This is a genomic window from Stenotrophomonas sp. BIO128-Bstrain, from assembly GCF_030128875.1.
Classification (GTDB): Bacteria; Pseudomonadota; Gammaproteobacteria; order Xanthomonadales; family Xanthomonadaceae; genus Stenotrophomonas; species Stenotrophomonas bentonitica_A.
On the sequence record NZ_CP124620.1, the window covers coordinates 2,863,711 to 2,877,495 of the forward strand.

The 13,785-nt window shown below is 67.9% G+C and carries 16 protein-coding genes; 10 read left to right on the forward strand and 6 right to left on the reverse strand.

Going from position 1 to position 13,785, the window contains the following annotated elements; translation table 11 throughout:
• The first annotated feature begins 172 nt into the window (after window positions 1-172).
• The 7 genes from POS15_RS12965 to POS15_RS12995 all read left to right on the forward strand — a co-directional run bounded on the left by POS15_RS12965 (window position 173) and on the right by POS15_RS12995 (window position 6,111).
• Complete coding sequence (locus POS15_RS12965; RefSeq protein WP_019185401.1) at window positions 173-565, forward strand: PTS sugar transporter subunit IIA; 393 nt, start codon at window positions 173-175, stop codon at window positions 563-565.
• Window positions 558-827: an HPr family phosphocarrier protein gene (locus POS15_RS12970; protein ID WP_019185400.1), complete on the forward strand. Its 270-nt coding sequence runs from the start codon at window positions 558-560 to the stop codon at window positions 825-827. The genes POS15_RS12965 and POS15_RS12970 overlap by 8 nt, the downstream gene beginning before the upstream one ends.
• 59 nt (window positions 828-886) lie before the next feature.
• Complete coding sequence (ptsP, locus tag POS15_RS12975; protein WP_284128269.1) at window positions 887-2,596, forward strand: phosphoenolpyruvate--protein phosphotransferase; 1,710 nt, start codon at window positions 887-889, stop codon at window positions 2,594-2,596.
• A 220-nt stretch (window positions 2,597-2,816) separates the two neighbouring features.
• Window positions 2,817-4,178, forward strand: a complete 1,362-nt coding sequence (mgtE, locus tag POS15_RS12980) for a magnesium transporter (protein WP_019185398.1) — start codon at window positions 2,817-2,819, stop codon at window positions 4,176-4,178.
• Between the two features lie 13 nt (window positions 4,179-4,191).
• The gene (locus POS15_RS12985; RefSeq protein WP_046274053.1) at window positions 4,192-4,458 is read left to right on the forward strand and encodes a hypothetical protein; all 267 of its coding nucleotides are present in this window, start codon (window positions 4,192-4,194) and stop codon (window positions 4,456-4,458) included.
• 67 nt (window positions 4,459-4,525) lie between these two features.
• On the forward strand, window positions 4,526-5,326 hold the full coding sequence (locus POS15_RS12990; protein ID WP_284128270.1) for a prolyl oligopeptidase family serine peptidase: 801 nt from the start codon (window positions 4,526-4,528) through the stop codon (window positions 5,324-5,326).
• A 329-nt stretch (window positions 5,327-5,655) separates the two neighbouring features.
• A complete protein-coding gene (locus POS15_RS12995; RefSeq protein ID WP_284128271.1) occupies window positions 5,656-6,111 on the forward strand; it encodes a transposase in 456 nt (151 codons plus the stop codon).
• Window positions 6,112-6,267: 156 nt separating this feature from the next.
• On the opposite strand, the gene POS15_RS13000 is transcribed toward POS15_RS12995, so the two are convergent.
• Genes POS15_RS13000 through POS15_RS13010 form a run of 3 tightly spaced genes read right to left on the reverse strand, consistent with a single transcriptional unit; the run spans window position 6,268 to window position 8,291 of the window.
• A complete protein-coding gene (locus tag POS15_RS13000) occupies window positions 6,268-7,218 on the reverse strand; it encodes an aspartate carbamoyltransferase catalytic subunit (RefSeq protein ID WP_019185395.1) in 951 nt (316 codons plus the stop codon).
• A gap of 16 nt (window positions 7,219-7,234) precedes the next feature.
• Window positions 7,235-7,732 (reverse strand): Holliday junction resolvase RuvX, encoded by a 498-nt coding sequence (gene ruvX / locus POS15_RS13005; protein ID WP_019185394.1) that lies wholly within the window; start codon window positions 7,730-7,732, stop codon window positions 7,235-7,237.
• On the reverse strand, window positions 7,725-8,291 hold the full coding sequence (locus POS15_RS13010) for a YqgE/AlgH family protein (protein WP_284128272.1): 567 nt from the start codon (window positions 8,289-8,291) through the stop codon (window positions 7,725-7,727). The genes ruvX and POS15_RS13010 overlap by 8 nt, the downstream gene beginning before the upstream one ends.
• Before the next feature lie 110 nt (window positions 8,292-8,401).
• Between POS15_RS13010 and POS15_RS13015 the strand changes: the two genes are divergently transcribed.
• Both POS15_RS13015 and POS15_RS13020 read left to right on the forward strand, forming a co-directional pair.
• Entirely contained in the window at window positions 8,402-8,938 is a 537-nt protein-coding gene (locus tag POS15_RS13015; RefSeq protein WP_284128273.1) for a DNA-3-methyladenine glycosylase I, read from the forward strand.
• Complete coding sequence (locus tag POS15_RS13020) at window positions 8,935-10,074, forward strand: hypothetical protein (RefSeq protein ID WP_284128274.1); 1,140 nt, start codon at window positions 8,935-8,937, stop codon at window positions 10,072-10,074. Before POS15_RS13015 ends, POS15_RS13020 begins: the two co-directional genes overlap by 4 nt.
• A gap of 6 nt (window positions 10,075-10,080) precedes the next feature.
• On the opposite strand, the gene POS15_RS13025 is transcribed toward POS15_RS13020, so the two are convergent.
• Window positions 10,081-10,788: a YitT family protein gene (locus POS15_RS13025; RefSeq protein ID WP_019185390.1), complete on the reverse strand. Its 708-nt coding sequence runs from the start codon at window positions 10,786-10,788 to the stop codon at window positions 10,081-10,083.
• Window positions 10,789-10,991: 203 nt separating this feature from the next.
• Between POS15_RS13025 and POS15_RS13030 the strand changes: the two genes are divergently transcribed.
• Window positions 10,992-11,813 carry an alpha/beta hydrolase gene (locus POS15_RS13030; protein ID WP_046274051.1) on the forward strand — a complete coding sequence of 274 codons (822 nt, stop codon included), beginning with the start codon at window positions 10,992-10,994 and terminating at the stop codon, window positions 11,811-11,813.
• Between the two features lie 103 nt (window positions 11,814-11,916).
• Here POS15_RS13030 and POS15_RS13035 read toward each other — a convergent pair whose 3' ends face one another.
• Both POS15_RS13035 and POS15_RS13040 read right to left on the reverse strand, forming a co-directional pair.
• A complete protein-coding gene (locus tag POS15_RS13035; RefSeq protein ID WP_046274050.1) occupies window positions 11,917-12,900 on the reverse strand; it encodes an aldo/keto reductase in 984 nt (327 codons plus the stop codon).
• Between the two features lie 276 nt (window positions 12,901-13,176).
• Window positions 13,177-13,740, reverse strand: coding sequence for a hypothetical protein (locus POS15_RS13040; protein ID WP_046274049.1), 564 nt, complete (start codon window positions 13,738-13,740; stop codon window positions 13,177-13,179).
• Between the last annotated feature and the right edge of the window lie 45 nt (window positions 13,741-13,785).

The window sequence follows — 13,785 nt, forward strand, 5'->3', positions numbered from 1 at the left end:
CACGTATCGGGGCCGGGCGTGGCGACATGCCTGGCCGAACCTCGACGCGGCCTCTCCCCATCGCCCTGTCCTGCGCCGACCCGGGACAGGTCATCGACACGCTGAACCGCGGAACACAGCAGTCTTTCACGCGTGCTATCGCCAATTCATGTTGACCTGTTAACGTTCGGCAATGACCTGTGGCATTCTCCTCGTAACTCATCCCGGTGTCGGCACGGCCCTGCTGGACGTGGCGACCCGTCTGCTGCGGCACCTGCCGCTGAAGACCGAAGCTTTCGAAGTACCGTTCGACGCAGATATGGACGTCCTGCTCCCGCTCGCCTCGGCCGCCTTGCGCCGGGTGGACAGTGGCCAGGGCGTGCTGATCCTGACCGACCTGTACGGCGCCAGCCCCAGCAATCTGGCCGGGCAACTGGCTCGTCTGGGCACCCCGGCACGCCGGGTTTCGGCGCTGAGCCTGCCGATGTTGATGCGGGTGATGAATTATCCGGAACAGGGACTGGATCAACTGCCTGCCACTGCCGCGGCAGGCACTCGCAATGGAGCGATTGTCGACGATGCTTGAACGTGAACTCACTGTTTCCAACCGCCTGGGCCTGCATGCCCGCGCCACTGCCAAGCTGGTGCAGGAGCTGGCGCCTTTCCGCTGCAACGTGACCATGGCCGCCAAGGGCCGTGAGATCAACGCCAAGAGCATCATGGGCGTCATGCTGCTGGCCGCCGGCCAGGGCACCCCGGTCACCGTGCGCATCGACGGCGAGGACGAAGCCGCCGCGATGGACGCGGTGGTGGCCCTGTTCGAACGGCGTTTCGACGAGGACAACTGAGCATGGGGGGGCAACCGCGACCGGGATCCTCCGCACCGGCCCGGACCGCGTCCGGGGCGATGCTGTTGTCCGGGCACGGTGCCTCGCGCGGCAACGCCCTGGGCCGCGCCCGGGTGCGCCTGCCGCACGCCCTGGAAGTGGCCGAGCAGCGCATTCCGCCGGCCAAGGTCGAGGCTGAACTGGAGCGCCTGCACGTGGCCGTGGAAGCGGCCCGCGGCGAAATGCACGATCTGCGCCAGCGCCTGCATGGCGCGCTCAACCAGGAAGTCGGCGAGTTCCTCGAGCTGCATGCGCTGCTGCTGGATGACCCCGAACTGCTGTTCGGCCTGGACGAGCTGATCCGCAGTGGCCCCTACAGCGCCGGCTACGCGCTGCGCGTGCAGCGTGACCGCCTGGCCAAGGTCTTCGATGGCATGGACGATGCCTACCTGAAGAGCCGCATGGACGATCTGGACCATGTGATCGGGCGCATCCATGCCTTCCTGCAGAAGCGCCCGCCGGACGTCAAAGGCATGGCCGGCGAGATCCTGATCTGCGACAACATCGCCCCGTCCGAGCTGGCCCAGCTGCAGGCCCACGGGGTGGTCGGCATCATCACCGCCGGCGGCAGCGCGCTGTCGCACAGCGCGATCCTGGCGCGCAGCCTGCACCTGCCGTTGATCGTCAACGTGCCGAACGTGCTGCAGAAGGTCGCCGATGGCGACGTGCTGATCATGGATGGCAGCGACGGCACGGTGACCATCAACCCGCAGGCACCGGACCTGCGCGATTACCGCGTGCGGCTGCGCGAGCATGCGCGCGAACAGCGCGAACTCGGGCGCCTGCGCACCAAGCCCAGCCGCACCCGCGACAACGTCGACATCGCGCTGCTGGCCAACGCCGAATCCAGCGAAGACGTCACCCAGGCCCATGCGCTGGGCGCGCACGGGCTGGGCCTGTACCGCACCGAATTCCTGTTCCTGCAGCGCAACGAGCTGCCCGACGAGCAGGAGCAGTTCGAGACCTACCGCGATGCCGCGTTGGGCATGAGCGGACGGCCGGTCACCATCCGCACCCTGGACCTGGGCGCGGACAAGGCCGACCGCACCGGGCTGACCCTGAGCAACGAAGAGAACCCGGCGCTGGGCCTGCGCGGCGTGCGCCTGTCGCTGGCGCGGCCGAAGGTGGCCGACACCCAGCTGCGCGCGATCCTGCGCGCCTCGGCCTACGGCAAGCTGCGCATCCTGATCCCGATGGTCAGCACCCGCGAGGAGATCCTCGCCGTGCGCCGGCGGCTGGCCAAACAGGCCGAGCTGCTGCGCGCGGAAGGCCACGAAGTGGCCGAGCACATCCCGTTCGGCGCGATGATCGAAGTGCCAGCCGCCGCGATCGCGCTGGAGAGCTTCATCGATCTGGTCGACTTCCTCTCGATCGGCACCAACGACCTGGTCCAGTACCTGCTCGCCGCCGACCGCAACAACGAGGCGGTCGGCGAGCTGTACTCCCCGCTGCACCCGGCGGTGGTGCGCCTGCTGGCGCATATCCTGCGCACCGGCCAGGCCTACAACATCCCGGTGGCGGTGTGCGGCGAGATCGCCGGCGACCCGCTGATGACGCGTCTGCTGCTGGCGCTGGGGCTGACGGAATTCAGCCTGCACCCGGGCACCCTGCTGGAAGTACGCCGCGCGGTGCGCGACAGCGACCTGTCCGTGCTGCAGGCGATGGCGCCCAAGCTGCTGCAGGCGCGCGACCGGCGTGGCATCGAACGCTGGATCGAAAAGGCCCGGTAGTGCCGGCCGCTGGCCGGCTCCGCATGAACCTTCGGATCGGTATGCGTGGTTGCCGGCCAGCGGCCGGCACTACCGTCGTTGAATGCGTGCGTCCCACGCGCATCGCCGTCTGCGCCCTACCCGATTGACACACAAGCACGCGATAATGACGCGGTGACCACCGCCCATGCCGCATCCTCCACCGGATAGCGGCCTTTTTCTTTTTCCGCAGGAGCTGCGCATGGCCGAAGCCGTACGCCACGACAAGACGGCGCGCCAGCTGCGGCTGTTGTCCGATGCACTGGACAGCGGGCGGTTGGGTCCGGTCCGTCGGTTGGTCAATACCCTGGCGCCGGCGGAAATCGGCAACCTGCTCGAATCGCTGCCCCCGGGCAAGCGCGAGATTGTCTGGGGCCTGGTCGATCCGGAAGACGATGGCGAGGTGCTGGTCCACGTCGGCGAGGAAGTCCGCGAAAGCCTGCTGGCCGACATGGACCCGGACGAGATCATCGCCGCGGTCGAAGACCTGGACATCGATGACCTTGCCGACCTGGTCGAGGATCTGCCGGACACGGTCATCGACGAAGTCCTCAAGTCGATGGACCGCGAGAACCGCGAGCGGCTCGAGCAGGTGCTGTCCTATCCCGAGGACAGCGCCGGCCGCCTGATGAACCCGGACGTGGTGACCGTGCGCGCCGACGTCAACGTCGACGTGGTGCTGCGCTACCTGCGCCTGCGCGGCGAACTGCCCGACCACACCGATCACCTGTTCGTGGTCAGCCGCCGCCATCAGTACCTGGGCCGCCTCTCGCTGGCCGCGCTGGTGACGCATGAGGACAACACCCCGATCAACCGCTTGATCGATGACGAACAGCCGGCGATCGACGTCGGCGAGAGCGCCGATGAAGTCGCGCGCCAGTTCTCCGATCATGACTGGGTCTCCGCCCCGGTGGTGGACGACAACAACATCCTGCTCGGCCGCATCACCATCGATGACGTGGTCGACATCATCCGGTCGCAGGCCGAGCACCAGGCGCTGGGCGCCGCCGGTCTGGACGAAGAAGAAGATCTGTTCTCGCCGATCAAGCGCGCCGTGCGCGGCCGCGTGGTCTGGCTCGGCATCAACCTGTGTACCGCGTTCCTGGCGGCCAGCGTGATCGGCCAGTTCGAGCTGACCCTGCAGAAGGTGGTGGCGCTGGCCGTGCTGATGCCGATCGTGGCCGGCGTGGGCGGCAATGCGGCCGTGCAGGTGCTGACCCTGATGGTGCGCGGCATCGCCCTGGGCCAGGTTGGCCAGAGCAACGCGCGCATCCTGCTGTGGAAGGAATCGCGCGTCGCGCTGATCAACGGCACCCTGATCGGCACCGTGGTCGGCATCATCGCCTACCTCTGGTTCCACAGCTTCCTGCTGTCGCTGGTGATCACCCTGGCGCTGATCATCAACTTCTGCGCCGCGGCCCTGGCCGGCGTGCTGCTGCCGCTGCTGCTCAAGCGCATGAACGTCGACCCGGCCGTGGCCGGCACCGTGGTGGTCACCGCCGTCACCGACGTCATGGGCTTCTTCAGCTTCCTCGGCCTGGCCACCCTGATCCTGCTGCACTGACCCTGGACCCCGCATGGCCGTGACCCTCGACAATTATTTCGTCCCCGGTTGGCGTGACGCGACGTATACCTGCGCTGCCTGCGAATGGCAGGGCAGCGCGCGGCAGATGCCGATGGAACTGCACGAAGACGAAGCCCAGTTCGACTGCCCGCAGTGCGAGAACCCGATCCTGCTGGTGGTCCACCCCAGCCTGGCCCAGGTGCAGGCGGCAGCCGCCGAAGGCCACCCTGAAGCCATCGAACAGCTGGACATCCTCGCCGCGGCGCCGCGCCCGGACTGATGCACTGCAAGATGCTCCGACACGCCACCGGGCCTAGACTGAAATCGATTTCAGACAAGGCACGACAATGGCGCGACGTTGGAGTGGATGGCTGCTGTGGGCAGTGGCGATGATGACGGTAGCCGGCTGCGCGAGCACTCCGGCGGCCTCCGGCGGCCAGTTCGTCGGCCGTGCGGTCAAAGTGGATGGGCAGACCGCGTATTACCAGGTGTTCGTGCCGCGCAATGCAGCGGCCTCACGTGGCGAACTGCCGGTGGTGCTGTTCCTGCACGGCTCGGGTGAACGGGGGCGCGACGGCCGCCGCCAGACCCAGGCCGGGCTGGGGCCATACCTGCGCCAGCACGCCTCCACCTTCCCCGCGCTGGTGGTGTTGCCGCAGACGCCGAATGACCAGGAGTGGTCGGGCGAGAACAACCGCATCGCGCTGGCTGCACTGGATGCCGCCATCGCCGAATTCGGTGCGGATCCACAGCGCCAGTACCTGACCGGGATGTCGATGGGCGGCTACGGCAGCTGGAACATCGCGCTGGCCGAACCGACCCGCTTCGCCGCCATCGTGCCGGTCTGCGGCGCAGTGCTGGCGCCGCGTGCGGTGCGCCCCACCCTGTTCGTGGAGGACGTCGCCCACGAAGCCGATCCGTACGCAGCCATCGCCCAGCGCATGAAACAGGTGCCGATCTGGATATTCCATGGTGCGCTGGACGACGTGGTGCCGCCGGACGACGACCGCAAGCTCCACGCCGCGTTCCAGCAGGCCGGCGCGAAGGACGTCCGCTACACCGAGTACCCCGAAGGCAACCACAACGCCTGGGACGCCACCTATGCGGATGCGGCGATGTGGGAATGGCTGTTCGCGCAGAAGCGGTAATGGCATTTTCGGTAGTGCCGGCCGCTGGCCGGCTCCGCAGAGATCCTGACAGCGTCAGGTAGTGCCGGCCGCTGGCCGGCTCCGCGGAGATCCTCAAAGCTTCAGGTAGTGCCGGCCGCTGGCCGGCTCCGCAACATTCCGTCATCACCCCATGCTGTTCGTGATCGCAGACGCGCCGCGGAGCCGGCCAGCGGCCGGCACTACCCTCATCATGTCGCGGCTCATGCGGAGCCGGCCAGCGGCCGGCACTACGCTCTCGTGGTATTCCGCCATAAGCGCTTGCGTCCTTGCCCGACATCGCGGCGCTGCGGAATCACTGACGATGCGCCATGAGTTCTTCTCGACTACGCGCAGGGCGCTGTTCGATTCCAGGGCAGACCTATGTCCTGACCATGGTCTGCCACAACCGCCGGCGTTGGTTTGATGATCCCGACGTTTCCGCGATCGCCATGTGCCGCCTGAGAGAAATGGACGAACGTGGATATGCACGATCCCTTGCCTGGGTCGTCATGCCCGACCATCTGCACTGGTTGCTGGAACTGAAGACGAAGCCGCTCGCCGATATCGCTCGACGCTTCAAATCATCGACCGCCTTGGCGATCAATCGCGCGCATGGTCGCGGTGGTGCGCTGTGGCAAGCGGGTTACCACGATCACGCCGTCCGCTCCGACGCGGCGCTGCGTCGGCATGCGATGTACCTCTTGGGCAATCCGATCCGGGCAGGTCTGTCAGAGCAGATCGGCGACTATCCGTACGCATGGACCCTATGGCCTCATGACCGGTAGTGCCGGCCGCTGGCCGGCTCCGCAACAAACATCGGGAGCCGGCCAGCGGCCGGCACTACCCGGTGCGCTGTTGGGATTTCTGCGGAGCCGGCCAGCGGCCGGCACTACCGGTCATGCATCGACCAACGGTCGATGCCTACCGTGTTAAACGGACGCTCACCCCAACAACGTTTCCAGCACCGCCATGCGCACGGCCACGCCGTTGGCGACCTGGCGCAGCACCCACGACTGCGGACCATCGGCCACCTCGTCGGTGACCTCCACGCCGCGGTTGATCGGGCCCGGGTGCAACACGGCGGCATCGGTGCCGGCGCGCTTGAGGCGCGTCGCATCCAGGCCGTACTGCGCGTGATACTGCTCCAGCGAGGGCACCAGGCCTTCTTCCATGCGCTCGCGCTGCAGGCGCAGCATCATCAGCGCATCGGCGCCTTCCAGCATCGCGTCGAAATCGTCGCCGACGATGCAGCCCTTCAGGGTGTCATCGTCCGGCAGCAGCGACTGCGGGCCGCATACGCGGATCTCGCCGACGCCCAGCGTGCGCAGGGCATGCAGGTCGGTGCGGGCCACGCGCGAGTGCTTCACGTCACCCACGATGATGACCTTCATCTTCGAGAAATCGCTGCCCTTGGCCTGGCGCAGGGTCAGCATGTCCAGCAGGCCCTGGGTCGGGTGCGAGCTGCGGCCGTCACCGGCGTTGACCAGGGCCGTGCCCTCGCCCGCTGCGGCAGCCAGCGCCGCCACCGCACCATCATCGGGATGACGCACCACGAAGCCGCGCACGCCCATCGCTTCCAGGTTCTTGAGCGTGTCGCAGGCGGTCTCGCCCTTGCGGGTGGACGAGGTGGAGGCATCGAAGTTCAGCACGTCCGCGCCCAGCCGCTGCGCGGCCAGCTGGAACGAGCTGCGGGTGCGCGTGGAGGGTTCGAAGAACAGCGTGCAGACCGCCGAGCCGCCGAGCACGTGGCGCTTGTTGCCCACCCGCCCGACGGCCGCATCGCGGATCTGGCCGGCGCGGTCGAGCAGCTGCAGCAGGGTTTCGCGGGGCAGACCTTCCAGGGTCAGCAGGTGGCGCAGGCGTCCATCGGAATCGAGTTGCGAGGCGGTCATGGGCAGGGTCTGAGGGTCAGGAAACGGGGGTGGCGTCATCCGGGCAGGAGAGCCAGCGTTCGATGATCACCGCCGCAGCCACTGCATCCAGGGCGGCGGCATCGCGGCGGCGTTTGCGGCCTTCGGCACGCTCGACCGCGAACCGGCGTGCGGCCTCGACCGAGCTGGAGCGCTCGTCGACCAGCACCACCGGCAGTTTGAAACGTTCCCGCAGCTGGCGGGCAAAGCCCTGCGCGCGCTTGCGGTTGGGCTGGTCCTGGCCATCCAGGGTGAGCGGATCGCCCACCACCAGGCCGTCCGGCCGCCACTCTTTGATCAGGCGCTCCACGGCGGTCCAGTCCGGCCCGTTGCCATGTACATCGACCACCGCGATCGCACGCGCATGGGTGCCGAACGAGCTGCCGATGGCCACGCCGATCCGGCGCGAGCCGACATCGAAACCGAGCACCGTGCCATCACGGCGGATCGTCGGCGGTGCGGCCGCGGCGGGCGCTGGCGTGGCCGGCTCAGACATGGCCGCTGTAATCGGTGAGGCGGAACAGGTCCACGCCGATGCGCGCGGCCGCGCCCTGCCAGCGCTCGTCCAGCGGCGTGCTGAACAGCAGTTCGGCATCGGCCGGCACGGCCAGCCAGCTGTTCTCGGCGATTTCCGTTTCCAGCTGCCCTTCGCTCCAGCCGGCACAGCCCAGGGTGACCAGCGCATTGCGCGGGCCTTCGCCGCGCGCCATGGCTTCGAGGATGTCGCGCGAGGTGGTGAGGAAGACGCCCTCGCCCACGGCCAGGCTGGAATCCCAGCTGCGCGCATCATCGTGGATCACGAAGCCACGCTCCGGGTGCACCGGGCCGCCGTTGAGCACGACCTGGCCACGCAGGGTGTCGCTGGTGGTCGCGATCTCCATCTGGGCCAGCACCTCGCCGAGGGTGTACTCGGAGGGCTGGTTGACCAGCACGCCCATCGCGCCGTTCTCGTCGTGCTGGCAGATCAGCGCCACGGTACGGGCAAAGGTGGGGTCGGTCAGCGACGGCAGCGCGACCAGCAGGTGGTGGGCAAGCGAAGTGGACAGTTCAGACATGGCCCCATTCTAGCCGTTGGCCGTGATGTGCGCTTTCGCGCTGACATAATGCAGGCCTGCGCGCGTGCCCCCGGCCCGCGCGCCTGATCCGCCATCGCAAGGAGCTGCACGTGTCCGGTTACTGCCTCATCGCCCCCGGCCATCCGGTCCACGGCCGCTACCATGACCACGAGTACGGCTTCCCGCAGCGCGAAGAGCGCGAGCTGTTCGAGCGCCTGATTCTGGAGATCAACCAGGCCGGCCTGAGCTGGGAGACCATCCTGAAGAAGCGCGAGGGCTTCCGCGCCGCTTATGACGGCTTCGACGTGGACACCGTGGCCGCCTATGGCGAGCGCGATATCGAGCGCCTGCTCAACGATGCCCGGATCATCCGCAACCGGCTCAAGGTGCACGCGGCCGTCCACAATGCCCAGGTGATCCAGCAGCTGCGGGCTAGCCACGGCAGCTTCGCCGGGTGGCTGGATGCCCACCATCCGCTGGACAAGGCGGCCTGGGTGAAGCTGTTCAAGAAGACGTTCCGCTTCACCGGCGGGGAGATCACCGGCGAGTTCCTGATGAGCCTGGGCTACCTGCCCGGCGCGCACAGCCCGGACTGCCCGGTGTTCAAGCGCATCGACACGCTCAAGCCGGCCTGGCGCCAGGCGTGACGTACCCCGTCGTGCGGGCTGTGCTGCTCGCTGCCCTGAGCCTGCCCCCGCTGGCTGCCGCGAGCGATCTGGACACCGTGCTGGAGCGCCTGCGCGCGGAGATCGCCGCCGTGGCGGCCGACGACCCGGCCCCGATCGATACGGTGCTGGCCCGCTACCGCGACGAAACCGGCGTGGACCTGCAGATCCCGGTGGCCGGCGACAGTGATGCGCCACTGCCCGCGCTGGTGCGCCCGCCCACGGTCACCCCGGCCGATTGGGCGGCGGTGACCCGCTATCTGCGCGAGACCGACGCCCGGCACACCGTACCGGTGGAGATGGGCGAGCTGTCGCTCTCCCTGCTCGATCTGGATGGGGACGACAAGCGCGACCTGGTGCAAAGCGCCTACAGCGGCGGCACCGGCCTGTATACGCAGGTGGAGATGCTGCGGCGCGATCCGCAGCGCGGCTTCGTGGTACCCGACAATCTCGACCTGCAGCGCCCCTGGGCACAGGGGCAGTACGGGATCAGCGGGCGCGGCAGCGACCAGGGCCTGTACTGGCTGCGCATCGATGGGGTCAGCTACATCGCCTACCGCGATGGCGACTACTACGGCGACACCCTGCTGCTGAACCGGCCGCTGTCGGTTGACCCGCGCGAGCGCAGCCCGGCGGTGCAGTTGCAGGTGCGCTACGGCCGCGAGCACTGGCTGGCCGACCCGGTGATGCATGTCGATGGCGAACCGCTGGATGCCGATGCCGCGGCGATCGCAGCGGACCGGCGCCTGCTCAAGCACATCGACCGCCTGCTGGCCGCGCTGAGCATCGATGGCGAGGGCGTCGCGCATTTCGGCGATGAGCAGGGGCGCTGCCCGATGCCGGCCGGGACCGACCCGGACGAGACCGGCGCGTGGCCCTGGCGCGGCGCCGGCAGCTATACCTTCGATACCGCCGCCGACACCGTGATCCGCTCGGGAGGCCAGTGCTACAGCGCTTCGCTCATCGCCCTGCGCAGCAGCTATGCCGGCGACCACGCGCTGTGCTGCCAGCTGTGGCTGTACCGCGGCCCGGGCCAGCAGGCGGCGACGCTGGACCTGCGCAGCCGCCGCTGGGTCTCCGGCGTGAGCGTCGTGCCGGTGCCGCCGCAGGGTGAGTAACCGGCATCAGACGCCCATGTAGCGGCCCGGGCGGTGGTTGAACATCAGCACCAGGCTGAGCACCACCGCACCGATCGCCGAGTACATCACCTTGGAGGGGGACAGTACCGAGAACGCCACGCACATCAGCAGCGTGTCGAACGACATCTGCACCTTGCCGGCGCTCCAGCCCCGCGTGCGCTGCAGGTACACCGCCAGGATGCCGATGCCCCCCAGGCTGGCCCGGTGGCGGATGTAGAACAGGATGCCCAGGCCAGCCAGCGCGCCGCCGACGATCGCCGAGTACAGCGAGCTCATGTGGGCGAAGTCGGCCCAGCGCGGCAGCAGGTCGGTCAGCACACCGCAGGCGGTTACCGCCGCGAAGGTCTTCAGGGTGAATTCCCAGCCCATGCGCCGCACGGCCACCCAATAGAAAGGGAGGTTGACCAGCACGAACACCAGGCCGAAGTTCCAGCCGAAGGCGTAGTGGGCCAGGAAGGCCAGCCCGGCCATGCCGCCGATCATCAGCCCGCCCTTGGCGAAGATAGCCAGGCCCAGCGACGCCACCAGCGTGGCCAGGATCATGCCCTGCACGTCCTCGGCCACGGAATGGCGCAGGGCTTTCTCGTCGGCCACGGTGCCGGCGCTGTCGGGGGGCGGGGTCAGCGGGCCTGCGGTGACCAGGTGGCCGTCAGCGTCGTCGCACGGCGCGGGGCCATGGGATTCAAGGGACATGGGGGTGGGGGTGTGGCGTGGGGAGCGGTATTAGACACGATCGGCGTGACAGTTGCTGGTGAAATTGATTCAGCCGCCGCCGGCGGAGGTGCCGGGCCACCGACGCCGGACCGACATCCGCCGTTCATCCCCGCTGAACACCCCCCAGCCGCAGCATGTGTGGGTACCCCGCCGTGCCCTCCCTCCCTCAGGAGTTCCGTGCCATGCCCTACGTCACCACCGCCGACAACACCGAGATCTTCTACAAGGACTGGGGCAAGGGTCAGCCCCTCGTGTTCCATCACGGCTGGCCGCTCAGCGCCGATGACTGGGATAGCCAGCTGCAGTTCTTCCTGCTGCAGGGCTATCGCGTGATCGCGCACGACCGCCGCGGCCATGGCCGCTCCTCGCAGACCAGCGGCGGGCATGAGATGGACACCTACGCTGCCGACGTCAATGCGCTGGCCGATCACCTGGACCTGCGCGATGCGATCCACATCGGGCATTCCACCGGCGGTGGCGAAGTCGCGCACTACGTCGCGCAGGCCAAGCCCGGGCGCGTGGCCAAGGCGGTGCTGATCGGTGCGGTGCCACCGATCATGGTCAAGAGCGAGGCCAACCCCGGCGGCACGCCGAAGGCGGTCTTCGACGGCTTCCGGCAGGCACTGGTCGCGGGTCGTGCGGCGTTCTACCGCGACGTGCCGATTCCGTTCTACGGGTTCAACCGCGAGGGCACGCCGCCGCAACAGGGCATCGTCGACAACTGGTGGCGGCAGGGGATGATGGGCGCGATCAACGCGCACTACGACTGCATCAAGGCCTTCTCGGAAACCGACTTCACCGACGACCTGAAAAAGATCGACGTGCCGGTGCTGGTGATGCACGGCGACGACGATCAGATCGTGCCGATCGCCGATTCGGCGGAGCTGGCCATCAAGCTGCTCAGGCACGGCACGCTGAAGGTCTACAAAGGCTACCCACATGGCATGTGTACCACCCATGCGGACGTGATCAACGTGGATCTGTTGGCGTTCATTCGCGGGTGAGGTGTGTGCCGACCAACGGTCGGCACCTACCCGAATGTGTGGGACGGTATCGCGCGTGCCGATCCTGGCTGCGTTGGCCGGTGTCGTGCGCCCAGCGCCCCGCTCAGTGCGCGACCAGCTTCTGCCGCTCGGCGTTGTAGCGATCCCCGACGATGGCGATGCTGTCCAGCGCCGCACCGATCTGCTGCAGGTCGGCCTCACTCAGCACCACCGCAGCCGCGCCCAGATTCTCGGTCAGGCGATGCAGCTTGGTCGTGCCGGGAATCGGCACGATCCACGGTTCGCGCGCCAGCAGCCAGGCCAAGGCGATCTGGGCCGGCGTGGCCCGCTTGTCGGCGGCTATCGCGCTGATGCGGTCCACCAGCACCTGATTGGCCTGGCGGGCTTCGGCCGCAAACCGCGGCACGCTGTTGCGGAAGTCATCGGCCGCGAACTGCGTGCCTACGTTGATCGCCCCGGTCAGGAAGCCCTTGCCGAGCGGGCTGAACGGCACGAAGCCGATACCCAGTTCTTCCAGCACCGGCAGCACGGCCTGTTCCGGCTCGCGCCACCACAGGGAGTATTCGCTCTGCAGCGCCGCCACCGGCTGCACGGCGTGCGCCCGGCGGATGGCATCGACGCCGGCCTCGGACAACCCGAAGTGCTTCACCTTGCCCTCGGCGATCAGGTCCTTGACCGTACCGGCCACGTCCTCGATCGGCACATTCGGGTCGACCCGGTGCTGGTAGAACAGGTCGATGCGGTCGGTCTTCAAACGCGACAGGCTGGCCTCGGCCACCGCGCGGATGCGCTCGGGGCGGCTGTCCAGGCCGGCGTCGGCGTGGCCATCCTTGAAGCCGAACTTGGTGGCGATCACCAGCTGGTCACGGAACGGCGCCAGCGCTTCGCCCAGCAGTTCCTCGTTGAGGAACGGCCCATAGGCTTCGGCCGTATCAAAGAAGGTGACCCCCTGCTCGACCGCCGCGCGCAGCAAGGCGATCGCCTCGGTACGGTCGGTGGCCGGGCCATAGCCGTAGCTCAGCCCCATGCAGCCGAGCCCGAGGGCCGAAACCCGCAGGCCGCTGCGGCCCAGTTCACGTGTCTGCATGGTGGTACTCCTGCCGGTGGGACCGGCGTCATGGGGGAGTGCCACCATAGCCCTGCCGCTGCCGGGATTGGAGGGTGTGGAGTGCTGTCGGTCATGAGCGTGGCTAATCAATCAATGCACGAGGCAGATACGCATCATGCCGGCAGTGTGCAGGTGACCTTTTCAGCCTTGATCGTGATGCATCGGCGCTGCTGCAGCTGTTGGATCCAAGGTCTTCAGCTGCACGTGCTCGTCGTCGATCAGGATCAGTTGCGCACTGCCACCATCATCCAGCCCTCAGGAGACGCCATCGCCGCGCAGGGTGCCAACCACCGTGAGCAGCAGGAAGAGACCGCCCACGACCACCGCAAGGATGTGCCACACCCCGAAGCGGTCCAGCGCCCGCGTGTCCATGCCTTCGTCGCGATGGTAGCGCCGCAGGAGGCTGTTGACCGGCAACAGCGGGACGAAGGTGAACAGCGCGACCAGCCACATGGGATCGGGCAGTCGGCTGGCCACATACAGCAGGAAGTAGGCCACGCCCAGCAGGCCCGGTGCGATCGCCAGCGTGCGGCGGCGATTGGCGGCCACATCGCGCAGGTCGCTGAAGCACAGGAACGACCAGAGCGGTGAGAACCACGCGCGCGCCCACGGCCACTGATCTCCACCGGTTTCGCGCTTGATCGCGCGCCAGTTGCGCCAGAACCAGTACACCGGATAGAGACCCAGCGTGGCCAGCGACAACGCCGCGATCTTCAGCGTGGGTGGTGCGTAGTACGTTGCGACGCCGTTGGTGGCGAAAGTCGCCGCCGGCAGTGCGGAAGACGCCGCCGGCGCGCGGTACGGATCGTGCATGTCCATATGCCCATCACCTGATGCGTTGATACCGGCGAGGTGCCGGCGCCC

Bases quoted from the DNA above. Each gene is read 5' to 3' on its own strand.
- POS15_RS12985 (WP_046274053.1), top strand. From the start codon at position 4,192: ATGGCCGTGACCCTCGACAATTATTTCGTCCCCGGTTGGCGTGACGCG.
- POS15_RS12965 (WP_019185401.1), top strand. From the start codon at position 173: ATGACCTGTGGCATTCTCCTCGTAACTCATCCCGGTGTCGGCACGGCC.
- POS15_RS13010 (WP_284128272.1), bottom strand. From the start codon at position 8,291: ATGTCTGAACTGTCCACTTCGCTTGCCCACCACCTGCTGGTCGCGCTG.
- POS15_RS13035 (WP_046274050.1), bottom strand. From the start codon at position 12,900: ATGCAGACACGTGAACTGGGCCGCAGCGGCCTGCGGGTTTCGGCCCTC.
- ruvX (WP_019185394.1), bottom strand. From the start codon at position 7,732: ATGTCTGAGCCGGCCACGCCAGCGCCCGCCGCGGCCGCACCGCCGACG.
- mgtE (WP_019185398.1), top strand. From the start codon at position 2,817: ATGGCCGAAGCCGTACGCCACGACAAGACGGCGCGCCAGCTGCGGCTG.
- POS15_RS13000 (WP_019185395.1), bottom strand. From the start codon at position 7,218: ATGACCGCCTCGCAACTCGATTCCGATGGACGCCTGCGCCACCTGCTG.
- ptsP (WP_284128269.1), top strand. From the start codon at position 887: ATGCTGTTGTCCGGGCACGGTGCCTCGCGCGGCAACGCCCTGGGCCGC.
- POS15_RS12995 (WP_284128271.1), top strand. From the start codon at position 5,656: ATGAGTTCTTCTCGACTACGCGCAGGGCGCTGTTCGATTCCAGGGCAG.
- POS15_RS13030 (WP_046274051.1), top strand. From the start codon at position 10,992: ATGCCCTACGTCACCACCGCCGACAACACCGAGATCTTCTACAAGGAC.
- POS15_RS12990 (WP_284128270.1), top strand. From the start codon at position 4,526: ATGGCGCGACGTTGGAGTGGATGGCTGCTGTGGGCAGTGGCGATGATG.
- POS15_RS13025 (WP_019185390.1), bottom strand. From the start codon at position 10,788: ATGTCCCTTGAATCCCATGGCCCCGCGCCGTGCGACGACGCTGACGGC.
- POS15_RS12970 (WP_019185400.1), top strand. From the start codon at position 558: ATGCTTGAACGTGAACTCACTGTTTCCAACCGCCTGGGCCTGCATGCC.
- POS15_RS13040 (WP_046274049.1), bottom strand. From the start codon at position 13,740: ATGGACATGCACGATCCGTACCGCGCGCCGGCGGCGTCTTCCGCACTG.